General features: G+C 32.6%; 18 protein-coding genes. 10 read left to right on the top strand and 8 right to left on the bottom strand.

Annotation, left to right across the window (positions count from 1 at the left end; translation table 11 throughout):
• Positions 1 to 114: 114 nt before the first annotated feature.
• Positions 115 to 405, top strand: coding sequence for a DUF5316 domain-containing protein (locus ACQKNC_RS07160; protein WP_427424155.1), 291 nt, complete (start codon positions 115 to 117; stop codon positions 403 to 405).
• A gap of 329 nt (positions 406 to 734) precedes the next feature.
• On the opposite strand, the gene ACQKNC_RS07165 is transcribed toward ACQKNC_RS07160, so the two are convergent.
• Positions 735 to 875 (bottom strand): YjcZ family sporulation protein, encoded by a 141-nt coding sequence (locus ACQKNC_RS07165; RefSeq protein ID WP_427424156.1) that lies wholly within the window; start codon positions 873 to 875, stop codon positions 735 to 737.
• A 310-nt stretch (positions 876 to 1,185) separates the two neighbouring features.
• Here ACQKNC_RS07165 and ACQKNC_RS07170 point away from each other — a divergent pair, with 310 nt between their 5' ends.
• Positions 1,186 to 1,476, top strand: coding sequence for a hypothetical protein (locus ACQKNC_RS07170; RefSeq protein WP_427424157.1), 291 nt, complete (start codon positions 1,186 to 1,188; stop codon positions 1,474 to 1,476).
• 159 nt (positions 1,477 to 1,635) lie between these two features.
• Here ACQKNC_RS07170 and ACQKNC_RS07175 read toward each other — a convergent pair whose 3' ends face one another.
• The 5 genes from ACQKNC_RS07175 to ACQKNC_RS07195 all read right to left on the bottom strand — a co-directional run bounded on the left by ACQKNC_RS07175 (position 1,636) and on the right by ACQKNC_RS07195 (position 5,064).
• Positions 1,636 to 1,941: a DUF3784 domain-containing protein gene (locus tag ACQKNC_RS07175; protein ID WP_427424158.1), complete on the bottom strand. Its 306-nt coding sequence runs from the start codon at positions 1,939 to 1,941 to the stop codon at positions 1,636 to 1,638.
• Between the two features lie 555 nt (positions 1,942 to 2,496).
• Entirely contained in the window at positions 2,497 to 3,000 is a 504-nt protein-coding gene (locus ACQKNC_RS07180; protein WP_427424159.1) for an NUDIX hydrolase, read from the bottom strand.
• Positions 3,001 to 3,176: 176 nt separating this feature from the next.
• Complete coding sequence (locus tag ACQKNC_RS07185) at positions 3,177 to 4,547, bottom strand: anti-sigma factor family protein (RefSeq protein ID WP_427424160.1); 1,371 nt, start codon at positions 4,545 to 4,547, stop codon at positions 3,177 to 3,179.
• Positions 4,525 to 4,914: an RNA polymerase sigma factor gene (locus ACQKNC_RS07190; protein ID WP_427424337.1), complete on the bottom strand. Its 390-nt coding sequence runs from the start codon at positions 4,912 to 4,914 to the stop codon at positions 4,525 to 4,527. The genes ACQKNC_RS07185 and ACQKNC_RS07190 overlap by 23 nt, the downstream gene beginning before the upstream one ends.
• A gap of 9 nt (positions 4,915 to 4,923) precedes the next feature.
• Positions 4,924 to 5,064 (bottom strand): hypothetical protein, encoded by a 141-nt coding sequence (locus ACQKNC_RS07195; protein WP_427424161.1) that lies wholly within the window; start codon positions 5,062 to 5,064, stop codon positions 4,924 to 4,926.
• A gap of 416 nt (positions 5,065 to 5,480) precedes the next feature.
• Here ACQKNC_RS07195 and ACQKNC_RS07200 point away from each other — a divergent pair, with 416 nt between their 5' ends.
• The 5 genes from ACQKNC_RS07200 to ACQKNC_RS07220 all read left to right on the top strand — a co-directional run bounded on the left by ACQKNC_RS07200 (position 5,481) and on the right by ACQKNC_RS07220 (position 9,099).
• Positions 5,481 to 5,789, top strand: a complete 309-nt coding sequence (locus ACQKNC_RS07200; RefSeq protein ID WP_427424162.1) for a hypothetical protein — start codon at positions 5,481 to 5,483, stop codon at positions 5,787 to 5,789.
• A 249-nt stretch (positions 5,790 to 6,038) separates the two neighbouring features.
• Positions 6,039 to 6,458: a hypothetical protein gene (locus tag ACQKNC_RS07205; RefSeq protein WP_427424163.1), complete on the top strand. Its 420-nt coding sequence runs from the start codon at positions 6,039 to 6,041 to the stop codon at positions 6,456 to 6,458.
• 188 nt (positions 6,459 to 6,646) lie between these two features.
• Positions 6,647 to 7,534 (top strand): DnaD domain protein, encoded by an 888-nt coding sequence (locus ACQKNC_RS07210; RefSeq protein ID WP_427424164.1) that lies wholly within the window; start codon positions 6,647 to 6,649, stop codon positions 7,532 to 7,534.
• Between the two features lie 179 nt (positions 7,535 to 7,713).
• Complete coding sequence (locus ACQKNC_RS07215) at positions 7,714 to 8,289, top strand: GNAT family N-acetyltransferase (protein WP_427424165.1); 576 nt, start codon at positions 7,714 to 7,716, stop codon at positions 8,287 to 8,289.
• A 90-nt stretch (positions 8,290 to 8,379) separates the two neighbouring features.
• On the top strand, positions 8,380 to 9,099 hold the full coding sequence (locus ACQKNC_RS07220; protein ID WP_427424166.1) for an MBL fold metallo-hydrolase: 720 nt from the start codon (positions 8,380 to 8,382) through the stop codon (positions 9,097 to 9,099).
• 578 nt (positions 9,100 to 9,677) lie between these two features.
• Here the strand turns inward: ACQKNC_RS07220 and ACQKNC_RS07225 are convergent.
• Positions 9,678 to 10,832 (bottom strand): Ger(x)C family spore germination protein, encoded by a 1,155-nt coding sequence (locus ACQKNC_RS07225; protein ID WP_427424167.1) that lies wholly within the window; start codon positions 10,830 to 10,832, stop codon positions 9,678 to 9,680.
• A gap of 210 nt (positions 10,833 to 11,042) precedes the next feature.
• Complete coding sequence (locus ACQKNC_RS07230) at positions 11,043 to 11,447, bottom strand: VOC family protein (protein ID WP_427424168.1); 405 nt, start codon at positions 11,445 to 11,447, stop codon at positions 11,043 to 11,045.
• Between the two features lie 165 nt (positions 11,448 to 11,612).
• Between ACQKNC_RS07230 and ACQKNC_RS07235 the strand changes: the two genes are divergently transcribed.
• From ACQKNC_RS07235 to ACQKNC_RS07245, 3 genes are all read left to right on the top strand, one after another.
• Positions 11,613 to 11,795 carry a hypothetical protein gene (locus ACQKNC_RS07235; RefSeq protein WP_427424169.1) on the top strand — a complete coding sequence of 61 codons (183 nt, stop codon included), beginning with the start codon at positions 11,613 to 11,615 and terminating at the stop codon, positions 11,793 to 11,795.
• Positions 11,796 to 11,954: 159 nt separating this feature from the next.
• Complete coding sequence (locus ACQKNC_RS07240; protein WP_427424170.1) at positions 11,955 to 12,605, top strand: pentapeptide repeat-containing protein; 651 nt, start codon at positions 11,955 to 11,957, stop codon at positions 12,603 to 12,605.
• 937 nt (positions 12,606 to 13,542) lie between these two features.
• On the top strand, positions 13,543 to 13,773 hold the full coding sequence (locus tag ACQKNC_RS07245) for a hypothetical protein (RefSeq protein ID WP_427424171.1): 231 nt from the start codon (positions 13,543 to 13,545) through the stop codon (positions 13,771 to 13,773).
• Positions 13,774 to 14,080 lie beyond the last annotated feature (307 nt).

Genomic DNA, 14,080 nt, shown 5'->3' on the forward strand with positions numbered 1-14,080 from the left:
TATTTCCAAAGACAGGTGGTACCATACATTAAATTGATAAGTAAACTAAGCACTAGAAAAAAGTGAAACAAATTTTGGTAATTAAACGTAAAATAAGGAGAGGGGTGATTTGCGTTGAGGTATTTATTAATTGGTGTTTTCTTCTCACTATGCAGTGTCCTAATATCGATGATTTTGTGGGGAATGGAAAAGATTTATTTAGTTTCAGGCACGATTGGCTGTATCTTCATTGTCATTTCAATGATTTTTTCGGGGTCCATGGCTAGTGGGGATAGGATGAGGGCAAATTTTGCTACTGAATCAATTGAAAATAGGGACGAACGCAATAAAATTACTATAAATTCCTTGTACATTGCTTTACCAAATCTTATTGTTGCAGTTTTATTTTATTATTTTAGTAAATAATAAAAGAGCGCTTAGCACTTCTGAGCATCTTTTGAAGTTCTAGATGCTGACTGCAATTCCTTTATTCCTCCTCATATAAAAACTTAATTTCCTAGACTTTTCTAAAATAATATTTTAGCCTGATGATAGTTGACCATCTAATCTAAAAGGTCACTCGGACAAAAGTGACCTTTTGTTTTACTGTAGGTGTAAGGCTGGTGATTATCCTACTATTTAGGATGCGATATTTAGTAACAGAGGTTTTGAAAATGAGTGAATGTGACAATGATAAATAGCATTAACTTTTTTCATTGAACATCTGAATAGAAAGTAAATATTTTATAACTTAATTAATAGCGCATGAATGTTGCACCGACAATAATTAAAAGAATGAAGAGAACTACGATTAAAGCGAATGTTGAACCATAGCCGCCACCACCATAATAGCCACAACTTCCACTACCAACATTTCCACCTTGCCAGTATCCCATAATATATCCCCCCTTTCTACAAGCTATAATATGCACAGATGTTGAAAGGAGAGGAGTTATTCATCTAAAATTTACTCAGTTTGGATTAAAAATTTGAAAAAAATTTATGAGGAATTACTCAAATAAAAAATGGACACCTATGTGAAAGTGGCTCGAATTTTTGAGATTTCTTAGACATATGACATTTAGAGAAAGAGACTATTCTACTTCATTTAATAAACGTAATTTCATTTTTATAGAATAATAAAATTGAAACTATTACAAATTTCAATCGTATAAAATAAGGAAGGTTCTAGGAGGTGTCTATACTATGCCGGTTATTGGATGGGCAATTCTAACTTTTTCAATTGTATGTTACTTACCTTTCTTTATCTGGCTTTCTGCTAGTTATCTAGGTAACGGTGATCAATCAAAAAGAAAAAATAAATTTTGGTTATTATTGATGATAGCGGGATTATTAAATTCTTTGAACTTATTCTTATTTAAGATTCCGGATACATATTGTTTAGCAGTAACGGTCATCATCATTTTATTATTTAACCTATATATGTTTTTCGTTGTTCGGAAAGATAAAAGAAAAAGGATCGTTAAGATAAATTAAAAGTGGTAGAATGACTAGCGAAACGTTTGAGAATGACATAATGTACGTGAAAATGTTCCCCTTGAAGTAGACAATATAATCCATGTCTACATTCAAGGGGATATTTTTTATGTATTACAGTTATCAAGGGAAATGAAAAGGGCCTAAGAAAGACTCTTTTTAAAGTGACTTATTAATTTTTTGTTTCCAGACCAAAGTGGCTACTGAACCTAGGCATATACAAACGGCATATATAATACCGCTAATGTTACCCCAAAACTCTAGTCCAAAAGGTAACAGTAAGGTTGCAATACCAACTATGTAAGAGAATATCCCAAATAGCTTAGCTAGTTTATCTTTATCACCAATAAAACTATCTTCTTGGTAACCCGCAATAAGCCCCAGTTTCTTTTTTATATGGATAAGATAACCCATGAAAATAATTAGTATAGCGAGAACAATACAAGTAACATATCCAGCAATCATTTTCGTCACCTCACTTATATCAGTTTAATTAATATACGAATGTAACAAGATGGGGTTTTCCAAATTATTACTGAAGGTGATCTATCTCGCAATACGAGGATTAATTGAGGAAAGTAAGCAGGGGAGTAATTAGAAAAACAGCATAAAGATTTTCCATCATGCAAAATCTTAGATAGTTAACCCGAAGTTAGAAAATGTCTATATATTTATCAGCACAGTTCCAAAAAAAGTTGGGGAAATTGGATAATAATAAAAGAGAAGAAATAAGGGTCACTCGAACCAAAGTGACCCTAAACCACAAACTAGGAGGCGCAAAGCTAAGTTAGCTTTACACTACTATTAATATGCTTTGATAGTTATGCTTATATAGTGAAATGCCTGTGAATTAGATTTAAAAATAAAAGCTTCCTTCGACTATTTAAACTTTTGCGATTTTGAGTAAGTCGCATTTTTACTGCTTCTACTAGTGTAGAAAGCCTATTAAATATCTCATGAACCTGCCTCCTATTTTAATATAGAAAGTGGCATATATATGAAGCTATGGTCTAATACAACTTACAGATAAGAAGGCTTGCTACATAAAGCTGCTTGTAATACTAATTGTGCAAACTCGTGGTCATTGATTACAAAAGGTACTTCTTCTGGCTCAACCCAAATGCGCGAAATCGTTTCATGCTCACGAAGAAATGGGAGGCACTCTTGGATTTCCATGCGATAAAACATTTGATATCCGATTAAAGGGTACTTACTATCAGCATTGAATAAAGGATTTTCTTCGTGACTGACTTCAATTGCTCCTATATAGTTGATATGACCCTTTACATAGCCTTCTTCAAATGCTTCTCTATGCAATGCTTCTTCAGGTGTTTCTCCTTTTTCTATATGACCTCCAGGAAAGTTAAATCCTCTCTCGGCTACATGTACTAACAAAACATACCCATTATAAAAACAAACCCCATGTACACTTGTAACTTTGCTGTAATTTTTAATCTTTTTCTTCGGTAGCCAAGTCAGTTTAAGATAATGCCCGCTCCAGTTCACATAAGTTTGATTGTTCATATGCTTCCTTCCTTATTATCAAAATCATTATATTTCCATTTTAGTTAATTGGAAGAAGTGTGTATATTATAAATTTTAAATCCTTCTGAATAGATTTTGTTTCATATTCAGAAGGCCTATATTTAGATGGGCTGATTTATTTTAGGGAGTCAATTAAAGTAATTTATATGATGATCTTAGTGAACATCAACATCAATTGGTTCATCAAAATAAACAAATTTTGTTTCAGTTTGACCGTAAAGAATAAAAGAATCTAACTGAATGTCCTTGTTTAATGTAAAGGTCGTATATGTTTTATCTTTATCTGTTCGGAATCGGGCTGTATCCCATGCTGTTTTATGATTGACTTTAATATCCCAACTACTAATCGTCGTTGACTTTGCATCTGAAGAAATTTCAAGAGATTGATCTGGTTGGAGCTTTACTTCATATGTTGTACCTTTATAGGTGAATGAATAAGGTAATTGGTCAACTGTTAGTGCATGTCTTACATTCGTTGGTAGCTCAAATTTTGCTCCAATTACAGATAAATAACCTCCATCACGTATGCTTGGGTATGTGCTAAGTGTTTCAGTATGAGCTAGGCGATCATTTTGAATGCTAATAGTATCTTCAGGAATTGAGCGTTTTAAAGTTTTTCCATCTGCATTTATTACATCATATAGAATTTGTGCATTATAACCTACATAAGCATCCTTTTCAGTTAAAGGTAAATCAGCAGTATATTGTGCTACTTGTTGTTCTACAAATGTTGCCATATCGTCCGTGAAATTTGTTTCAAATTTGAAGATAGAGTTGTATGGTCCATGCTGTGCACGTATGAAATTTACGTCAATGCCGTCCTTTTTAAAAGAAGAATGAAGTGTGATATTTTCCGTTTTGGCTAACAATTCCTGTCGGTTAATAGGTACTTCAAACGACCACTGTCCATCAATGTCATATATGTGCTTAAAGTCGAAAACTAATTTGAATTCAGGGTAGGGCACATCAAATAATGGGAAAACATAGGTAATTTCATTTGTTGATGTCTCTGCATAACTACCTATTAATTCGGTTTCCCCGTTTGGTAGAACGAGTGATACATCATTTACATTACCTTCGTTCGATTTATTGAAGAAAAGTTCATCACCGTTATAGCCAGATGTAGCTAATGTTACTTCTATGAGAGCATCCGTTACTTTAACTTCCTTTACGATAATCGTTACAGAGGAAGAACTAGTTGAGGATTCCTTCTGTAAAATCGAAAATACTAGAAATAATAATGCTGCTGTGACGAAAACAGTTGCTAAAGCTGCTCGCCAGTCTCGTTTTTTGGAAAGTACAGTCTTTTCCAACGATAATTGATCCATTACCTGATTTGTAAAAGCAGCCTCAACATTCACAGGTGAGAACATAGTACTTATTGCATGTTCCGTTTCAAGCAGCTCCTCAAATAGTGCAGAGCAAGTTGCACATGATTGGATATGCGTATCAATTTGAGCTGTTGACTCTTCAAGTTGTCCATCGATAAAATCATACATTTCTTCAGTCGATAAGCAATTCACCATTTAAAACTCCCTTCAACTTGGATTTTCTTAGCCGAGTTTTTGTTCTATATAGACGATTTCGCACCTCGGTTATTGGAATATGAAGTGTTTCAGCGATATCTTCATATGTGCAGTTACTAGCATACTTAAGAATAAAAATTTGACGCGTTTTATCGTCCAATGTTGTAAGGCATTGCTGTAGCAGCTCTTTCTGTTCTTTAGCAATCAATACTGATTCTGGTGTACATAATGATGGCGTTTCCTCAAGTGGTGTCGCATCTTCTTTATGCTTTCGCTTAAAATCGATAAGATGATTAATCGCAATCCGAAAGAGCCAAGCTTTAAATGAGCCACCCTTGAACTTAGCTAGGTTTTCATAGCATTTAATAAATGTTTCTTACGCTATGTCCTTTGCCATTTCTTCGTCTTTCGTCTGATACGTTAAATAGCTGACGAGTGGCTGCTTATATGTATCAACAATGATGCGAAAATCCTGTTGATCACCGGCTATGATTTTTTGTATAAGCTGTTCATTCACGAAATCCACCTCCTTACATTAAAAACGTAAAATCTTTGAAAAAATCTCAAGTGGATGGAAAAAATTTTGTAAAAGATTCTATTTAAAACAGTTTATAAACCTTAGTACTTCGTTGCTCTGTTTTTAATAGGGGCATTCAAGTCTATTATTTTAATTATATTAAAAATAGCAGTTGCACATAAAATCATGCATTTGAAGCGGAAGCTAAAAGTTAAACGGATTCCGCTTTTGTTAAGTTAATGATTGAAGATGAACAAAACTAACAAAAATACAAAAAGAGTCACATTTAACTAGATGTGGCTTTTTCTTATGCATCTAATAGCTATGAATAGAAGTGATGGAGGCAATCTTAATGCCAGTAGATTAAAATGCAGCCTTGTTTGTTATCAACTTTACACAACGAAAGAGGTGGTACTATGCAATTAACAGATGGTACATGGATATTTGATTCAGAAATGATCGATGAAACTGCAAAAAAATTAGAACGAGATGAGCAAGAGCGGGAGTTGTTAAATGCTTTTGCTCGCTATGCTTATCTTCGATACAAGCAGATTCGAGATAGTGTAAATCCTCGTAAATGTAAATATATGAAGATTGATCAAGTGCGTGAACAATTAAAATCACCAGCTAAATTACGAAAAGTTAGCAGTCTATTCAACATTTCAGAAGAGGAAGTACACTACATTTTAGATTTTGTGAAAAAGTATTTGAAGTATGTAAAATAACTGATAATTCCCCGGTTAAAATTTTTGACCGGGAGATTATTATTTTACATAAGCTACTACATTTCCTTAAACGCCAAATTAACCGGTTAAATATACAGTGTAGTTCATATACTAGCTTAAACATGCTCAGGCTCTTAGATTTGTTAACTGAGGAATGTTATTGAAAAAGGCCGTGTGTGCAAGGTTATCATTTCTCATCTTTCCTCACTATATAGTATTATAAAGTTTAGAAATAAGGAGTGTGAGAATATGAGATTCATTAAATTCCTTCTGATCATTGTAATTATCCTCGGTGTTATTGGATATGGTGTTTATCATTATGGTATGCAGTTTGCATCCGATAAGGTTGTTGATACTATTTCAACAGAATTAGAGAAGAATGGTCAAATGGATGAAATTAAAAATACGATTGAACGTGACCCTCAATTAAAATCATTTATGGAAGAAGCTAAAACGGCAGATAGCAGCAAGTTGCCATTTACAACAAAAGAAGAGGCTACGAAAGTATTGATTCAAAAAGTTGGTATTTCGGAGCTTAATAATATAAGAACAAAAGTACAAAATGGTTCAATGACAAAAGAGCAAGTTATTCAAGAAATGGAAGGTAAATTAACAGACGAAGAAATTATGGCGCTAAAAGTAATCGTATATAAAGAATTATATAAATAAAACATTCGTAGACCATAAAAAGGAAAAAGTAGGACATGTCATTGGGGCATGTCCTATTTTTTGCATTCTAAAGTGAAGTAATCCATATTTTCAAAAAAAAATTTGTCCCTTATTTTGTACAAAATCTGTATATAAGTTAATGAATGAAGAATAACTCAAAGAACTTACAAAACAAAAGGAGGGGCATTATGGCTATATTTAGGGTTCATAAAAAGGAGAATTATGTTGTGTTAGACAAAGGGTTTTTGAATGACAAACTTTTAAGCTGGAAAGCAAAAGGCTTGCTCGCTTACATGTTGTCATTGCCAGATGATTGGTCATTTTGTATTTCTGATTTAGCCATTCGGAGCAAATGTAGTCGTGATTCTACTGCTAACATTATCAAGGAACTTACTAAAGCTGGCTATATTCACAAGGTGCAATGGAGAACAAATCAAGGGAGATTTGGAATAACAGAACTCATGGTGTTTGAAACACCACAAGTTGAACCGTATAATGAAAATCCGTTAACGGTTAATCCGTTGACGGAAAACCCATTAACGGAAAACCCATTAACGGAAAACCCGTCACTACTAATTAATAATAAATCACTAAATAATAATTTACTAAATAGTAGTTATTATTGTTATAAGAGCCATTCCTTGGAAGGGAATCATCCGAAACCACAAACAGCATTCCAATTTTACGAGCAAAATGGCTTTGGTTCTCTAGTCGAGCATGTCATGCAGAAAATCGATTATTGGATTGATGATCTATCAGAAGACCTTGTTATTCATGCTATGAAGCAAGCAGTAGAATCCAATGCGCCTCGTTGGAATTACGTTGAAAAAATTTTACACTCGTGGTCTGATAAGAAGTTTAAAACAATTGAGGAGGTAGAAACGGACAAAATTCGATTTACAGCTCAGAAAAAACAACGACAACAGAGTACGAATCAATCCAACCATCAAGGGCGTAAAGAGGTTGTTCCTGAATGGTTCCATCAACGCCATAAAAATTACAGTGATATAGAAGCTGGACAAGCTATTGATTTTGAAGCTGAGCGTCAAAAAATCTTAGAAACATTAGGGAGGTAACTAAGCGTGTAAGATGAATGATATTAACCGATTTTGTAGCATTTTCAACAATCCTAAAAAGAGGGACCTTACTCATATCGTTTTGAGTAAGTCTCTCTAATTTATCCATGTATAAACCTCATTTTGCATAATATGGTACTATGAAATGGAAGTTGACTATATTACAAAGGGGCATGCTTATGAGCACACACTTCACCTTTACGGATTTCCCTGTATTAGAAACAGAACGTTTTATATTACGGAAAGCACAAGAAAATGATTGTTTGGATCTTTTTGAGCTTTATTCAAATGAAAGTGTTGTGAAATACATACCATTGGAACCTTTTAACTCAGTAGAGGATACAAAAAGTGAAATGATTTGGTATGAAAAAATTTTTGAGGAGCAGAGTGGTTTAAGATGGGTTATAGAAGAACCTGTAACTAAAAAAGTAATTGGAACTTGTGGTTTTTTAAATTATGAAAAAGCCCATAATCGACTAGAAATCGGTTATGATTTAATTCCTTCATACTGGAAGAAGGGCATAATGAAAGAGACATTGAGTACGATCATTCATTTTGCTTTTACAAAGATGAACGTTAATAAAATAGAGGCAAAGGTCGTTCCTGAAAATATAACTTCCATTAAATTATTGGAAAAATTAAATTTTAATCAAGAAGGTATGTTAAGAGAGCATGAATTTGAAAAAGGTAATTATGTGGATCTAGTTATTTTTTCTATTTTGAAAAGGGAATATAAAAACCTCAAGTATGTATAACATTCTTGAGATTAAAATTAGCTTTAGAGGGTAGTAAAAAACTAAACGTTTATAAAATAATTCAAGTTATTAGAAATGGAGAGCTACTTTATGTTGAAATTTATCGGCTCGGGAAGTGCATTTAATACTAAATTAGGGAATAATTCAGCGTATTATAAAATGGGAAATCAAATGTTACTTATAGATTGTGGTAGCAATATTTTTCACCGCATTAAGGAAAATAATTTACTGGGAGGTATCGAACACATCCATGTATTGATAACCCATACTCATGCGGATCATGTAGGAAGCCTTGCTGATTTTATTTTTTATAGCTATTATTGCCATGATGAAATGGCAAAACCTAATGTTACTGTTTATTCCGTTCATGATGTAAAAATTGAAGAATTGTTGTCCATTAATGGTATTACCCCAGAAGTTCATTGCTTTACAAAAAAATTGCAATCAGATAAACAGTACACGCTTAATTTCTGTAAAGTACTTTTCGAAAGATCTATTCATGTTAAAGAGATACCTTCTTATTCAATTGAATTATATATAGATGGCAAGTTCATTTATTACACAGGAGATACAAATAGCCTAAAAGCATCTTTACGAACTCCAAATGAATCGAGTAAGGTCTATGATTATGTTTATGTAGATACTTGCAAAGCTGATTATGAAGGTAATGTGCACTTGTCATTACGAAAACTTAGTGAGCTAGTGAGTCCTGATGTACGTTCAAAATTTTGGTGTATGCATTTAGATGAAGGCTTTGACCGTCAAGAAGCTGAAACGTTAGGGTTTAATGTTGTGACGAACGAATATTAAGTTAATATAACAATCGGAATACCTCCTGATATGCCAACATAAAAATGCTGTAGCGTGTGACAACGCTACAGCTCAGAATTGGTCTTGCCCTTATAATGGCTGAGCCATTTAACAGCATTATAACACATAGTATGGAAAATCAAAGTTCTAATGAGAATTTATTTCAGTGAATTGAATTTATCGTTGAATAGTTGCCATAATTGAGGAAGAAATGAAGCAGCACCAAAGGTCGACAATAACAGGTTACAAAAGGATGTATGTGAATATAACGTAAAGACCCCTCAAATTGGGTTCATCACCAAAAGTTGTGGATGCCATTTTAAAAAAAATATGCCCTGTATATTAGTTGATTGAAGTGGAGACTGGGCGACTCCTTGGGGATTAGCGTCACAGATGAGACCCTGGAGCAAGCATCGCGAGTGAAGCGGCTCATCGGACGCCCCCAGGAAGCTTTGCTCTGTGCGAAAGCGTAGTGCTAACGTAGCGGCAGCAACAAAGCGCCCAGTCGGAACGGAAATCAACCACACGTTTTGGTGAAGAGCTCAAATAGTCTAATTTGAGGGGTCTTTGGTAAATAGCTATTCTTTAATTGTTTCAGCAAATGTTTTTCGACCAGGATTAACTTTATTTACGGTAACATTTAATTTAAGTGAATCTGCAGTTAAAGGTACTTTGCCGTCTTTCTGTATTTTTTTCCATGCTTTTACGTTTTTTCGATATAGCTGCTCTGATAAGCGGAAAACATCAACATCTAATTTTAAGCCCTCTTCATATGATTTCTTTATATCGTTTTTAACTTCCTTAATAATACCTTTTCTTATTTCGTCGGTGGAAACTTTTCCTTTGAAACCATTGATGATTGCATTCAATTTTATATCAACTTCAAATGTTACTTCATTATTTTTTACAATTGGTTTAATTTTTGTACTTAATTTTTCTAAATCGACTGTTAAGAATTCTTTTTCTTTATTTTCTAATCTAAAGGTTACGTCTCCACGAGTTTTTTTATGATAGACCCATTGGACACCTCTTGCAGCTCCATCCTTCAAATAGCCTTTAAATCCTTTCCTTGAAACTAGCCCGAAACCTGTTAATGCTGTTTCCGTTGTTGGCTCTTTGGCCGTCTCCCAGTTTTTGTTGATCTCAATGAATGGAATATTTACTTCATGACTCGGCTCATTTAAGAAGATAAGTAGTTTTCGTAAATCAACAGGCTCTACATAAGTTGCTAGTTCTTTAGTATGCAATGGGTTGCTTAGTTTTGAAGCTGTTAGTGATTTATTTAATATAGGTGTGATTAAAAGAACTTCTTTAATTGGATCCTTTGTACAATAAGCTAATATTTGATATCTAGTTGCCCGATGACGTAAAAAACTGTCAATTATAGGAATGGAATTCTCACTTTTTAGGGCTTCCTCTGAGAAAATAATAAAAGTCATATGTCCCCAGAATACTTTTTGATCGATGGATCGATATAATTTAAAAAAGGCTTCTTCCATCGTTTTACCTTTAGCAAATCCAATTTCTGACGGTGCTGCTTGAGGAGTAGGCCCTTCAGATTTAGCTACATTCGCAAAATTAATGATTTGCAGATATACTTCATATTGACCATCTTTATAATCGATACCAACTCCGTCAATATAGTACATTCTTTGTGGTTCAGTAACATCCCAACATCCAGAAAGCAATAGTACAGCTGTTAAACTTACTATTAACGTAATTTTTTTCTTCATTTTTTTGATCCCTACTTTTAGAAATTCTGTGTAATTTAAAGGGGTTTTGTATATAGCTTGGACAAAAAATGAGAGGAATATAAGTAGTGAAAAACTTAGGATAACTGTATTTAACCATTTAAACAAAAGACCAGGACTCATCTTTAATAATGAGACCTGGCTGTATTTCTGAATAAAACGAAAAGGGATGAAAAAAATCCGCTGATCACTTTATATGCCTTTATTATCGCGAATTTCTATAATAGTTCCTTCAGGTGCTTTTAACTTACAAAGTTGACCATTTTCAACCTTATAAATAATCTCATCGTTTTTACGAATAAAGTTAACGTTCATATTCTGCAATCGTTCTACTTCTTGACTAAGATTGTCAACCCATAAACAGAAATGTACAATGCCTTGAGCATTTGAGTTGAAAGCATCAAGATCTTCATTATATTTCCCAGTTTGGAGTTCAATATAAAAGGCTCCAAGCTTTAACCACGTATTAAAATGTCTATCGTGGAAATTTGGTGATTCTTGTACTAGTTCAAATCCTAATACTTCTGTGTAAAATTTAAAAGATTCAGCATATGTATTCGTTTGGATGCAGATGTGATGCACATATTTTTCAGCCATAAGTAATTTCTCCTTTTAATTAATGTATTCTAATGAAACAATCAAATTCATGGGTTCTTCCTAAATGATACCAGAATAGTTTATTACCGAGGAAATAGCGTAACATTTTAGCATACATTCATACAAGTATAAATTACGCCAAAATGGTTAATTTATATATCGGAGGTGATAATTTTGACAAAAGAAAAGCGCAATAACAGTGAAGAAGACCAAGTAGAATTTGGATCAGATTTAAGCCCTGACGATTTAGATGTGCGTGAAGAAAATGATCTAACAAAAGAACAAAAGAACAATTCAAAGAATGAAAAACAACATAACGAAAACACTTCCTCAAAATGTAATAAATAATAGGAAGACACATAAAAATTATTACCACAATCTTTGGGTTGTGGTAATTATACATATACATAAGAAAGAAAACACTAATATATCTATTATATTAAGGTTTTAATGTAAACTATTTATAAAGAATTAAGTAGCGAAAAAAGTTGAGAAAGGAGATATAGAATGACTACAAAATTTAAAATTGAACTCCCGCTTATTCCAAATGATTTGACTAAAGGAACTTTTGAAGACGTTATTTATGATGAAGAACCGTATCTATCGAATCAACTGATTACGAATACAAGTAGAGAGAATGATAGTATTGAACGTTTATTTTTATCTAAAGTTATATTTCAAAAAGTATCTTTGATTAACTCCGATTTCTACAAAATTGATATGACTGATGTTATTTTTGAAAACTGTGACTTATCTAACTCAAAATTTAATGAGGGTATTATCCATCGAGTTACATTTAAAAACTGTAAACTGTTAGGTGTTGATTTCTCAGGGGCAAATTTAGGGAACGTTTCTTTCGAAGGTTGTATGATGAATTTGTGCAACTTTGGCGTAGCAAGATTAAAACAGATTTGTTTTGATCAGTCATCATTACGTGGTACAAGTTATTACGACTGCCAATTTAAGAAAGTGAAATTTGAACACTGTAATATTGATGAAGTTGATTTTAGTGATACTCCATTAAATAATGTGGATATAAGCACGTGTACATTTGAACGATTAAATGTAGCTATAAAAGATTTAAGTGGCTGTGTAATTTCCTCTGAACAAGCAATTGGTTTTGCTGAATTGCTGGGTTTAAAGGTTAAACGAGGATAAAGATTGTTCTAGGTTCCTTATCGCTAAAAAGGACCTATGCAAAAGGCTATCGCAATAATTGTAAAAGAAATTAAGTATAACAATGTTGTAACATTTAGAACATGCTAGAGCGGTTTGATAAAAATTGATTAATTATTAATTTTCATAGGATATTTATCTTAAAGTCACAAGAACTGTGATCTTAAGTAAAATAGAAGTTTGATCCAGGAAGGGGGGAGATGGAATGGATGATGTATTCAAGTTCTGTTTTACAGCAAAGAATACACCTTTAACGTCAACTGCCATTACTTTATCAAATGTGTCTTCTTCAATATCTACGAATTTTGCTGTTGAAGGATAGTACAATATAAGACGAAAAAAACCTTAGAATAATAAGCTTTGATATTCTGATGAAATCGAGTAAAGCATGAAAGCTAACAGATCAGTTATATTAACAGCTACTTTTTATCGATATTTAATATAAATATATTTAATAGCATTTTATCTTAATAAAACTCAAATTGTTTGATGTAATTGATATTCAAATATTTTCATGCTATTTTTATTCCAACAACTCCGAAAACTTAATATGAATTTTTTCAGTCCTAACTGTATGCATTTCTGATGTAACTTATATATATCTTTGGTGTAGTATCCGAAATTTTTTTTGCTTAAATGGTTTCATATTCCTTTGATCTTGCTAACTGAAGTGTACGATACTTTTCATCGAAGCTATCATAACAATAGCTATGTATACATACACATGTCGTTCAGAAATGCTCATCAAATTCAAGATATATGTCTTCGATTTTTAGTTCTTCAAACTTTATCATATCCTTAGCGGTTAAAAATTATTAGCTTATTACCTGAATAAAAATGATTTGTTAACCAATTAGCCAGAAATTTTGGAATAAATGGACCACTGTATAAACAAACAAAAATAGTAGGGGGATTGAAAATGAATAGCCTTATTTTTAGTAATATCGTTGGTTTCTTCTTAGTAATCTCGCTCTATATATTACCATTTATCATTATTATAAAAATTTATTACGCTTTTAAAAGGAATGAAAAGCGAAAAGATGAAATGTTAAAAATTGAAAAACAAAATGCCATTCTATTACAGAAACGTATGGATGAAATGAACAATCGATTAAGTGACATTGAAAAATTTTTAAAAGAGGTAGATTAAAAAACCAAGAGGCTGGGGTTCTTTGCAATTCTGACATAGAGTAAAAATAAATGAAGATCCATTAGAAAAAATTTTGTCAACTGGCTTTAAAGTAGCATAACTATCAATTTTCCTCTGAGAAAATGAATCACACCACATTACAAATCAATTTGTAGTTTGCCATAAAATCACCTCAATGTAATTTGTTTAAATTTTAATATAAAAACAGCCGAGGCATTGTATACGTTATAGCTAGATAAAGTAGCACCACAATATGAACAAGTATATTTTAAATAAAATTTTGTGAAACTTATTTAAACTCAAGTCG

It is taken from the genome of Lysinibacillus sp. NPDC094177 (assembly GCF_050279145.1).
Taxonomy (GTDB): Bacteria; Bacillota; Bacilli; order Bacillales_A; family Planococcaceae; genus Lysinibacillus.

Bases quoted from the DNA above. Each gene is read 5' to 3' on its own strand.
- ACQKNC_RS07165 (WP_427424156.1), bottom strand. From the start codon at position 875: ATGGGATACTGGCAAGGTGGAAATGTTGGTAGTGGAAGTTGTGGCTAT.
- ACQKNC_RS07170 (WP_427424157.1), top strand. From the start codon at position 1,186: ATGCCGGTTATTGGATGGGCAATTCTAACTTTTTCAATTGTATGTTAC.
- ACQKNC_RS07175 (WP_427424158.1), bottom strand. From the start codon at position 1,941: ATGATTGCTGGATATGTTACTTGTATTGTTCTCGCTATACTAATTATT.
- ACQKNC_RS07180 (WP_427424159.1), bottom strand. From the start codon at position 3,000: ATGAACAATCAAACTTATGTGAACTGGAGCGGGCATTATCTTAAACTG.
- ACQKNC_RS07185 (WP_427424160.1), bottom strand. From the start codon at position 4,547: ATGGTGAATTGCTTATCGACTGAAGAAATGTATGATTTTATCGATGGA.
- ACQKNC_RS07200 (WP_427424162.1), top strand. From the start codon at position 5,481: ATGCAATTAACAGATGGTACATGGATATTTGATTCAGAAATGATCGAT.
- ACQKNC_RS07205 (WP_427424163.1), top strand. From the start codon at position 6,039: ATGAGATTCATTAAATTCCTTCTGATCATTGTAATTATCCTCGGTGTT.
- ACQKNC_RS07210 (WP_427424164.1), top strand. From the start codon at position 6,647: ATGGCTATATTTAGGGTTCATAAAAAGGAGAATTATGTTGTGTTAGAC.
- ACQKNC_RS07215 (WP_427424165.1), top strand. From the start codon at position 7,714: ATGAGCACACACTTCACCTTTACGGATTTCCCTGTATTAGAAACAGAA.
- ACQKNC_RS07220 (WP_427424166.1), top strand. From the start codon at position 8,380: ATGTTGAAATTTATCGGCTCGGGAAGTGCATTTAATACTAAATTAGGG.
- ACQKNC_RS07225 (WP_427424167.1), bottom strand. From the start codon at position 10,832: ATGAAGAAAAAAATTACGTTAATAGTAAGTTTAACAGCTGTACTATTG.
- ACQKNC_RS07230 (WP_427424168.1), bottom strand. From the start codon at position 11,447: ATGGCTGAAAAATATGTGCATCACATCTGCATCCAAACGAATACATAT.
- ACQKNC_RS07240 (WP_427424170.1), top strand. From the start codon at position 11,955: ATGACTACAAAATTTAAAATTGAACTCCCGCTTATTCCAAATGATTTG.
- ACQKNC_RS07245 (WP_427424171.1), top strand. From the start codon at position 13,543: ATGAATAGCCTTATTTTTAGTAATATCGTTGGTTTCTTCTTAGTAATC.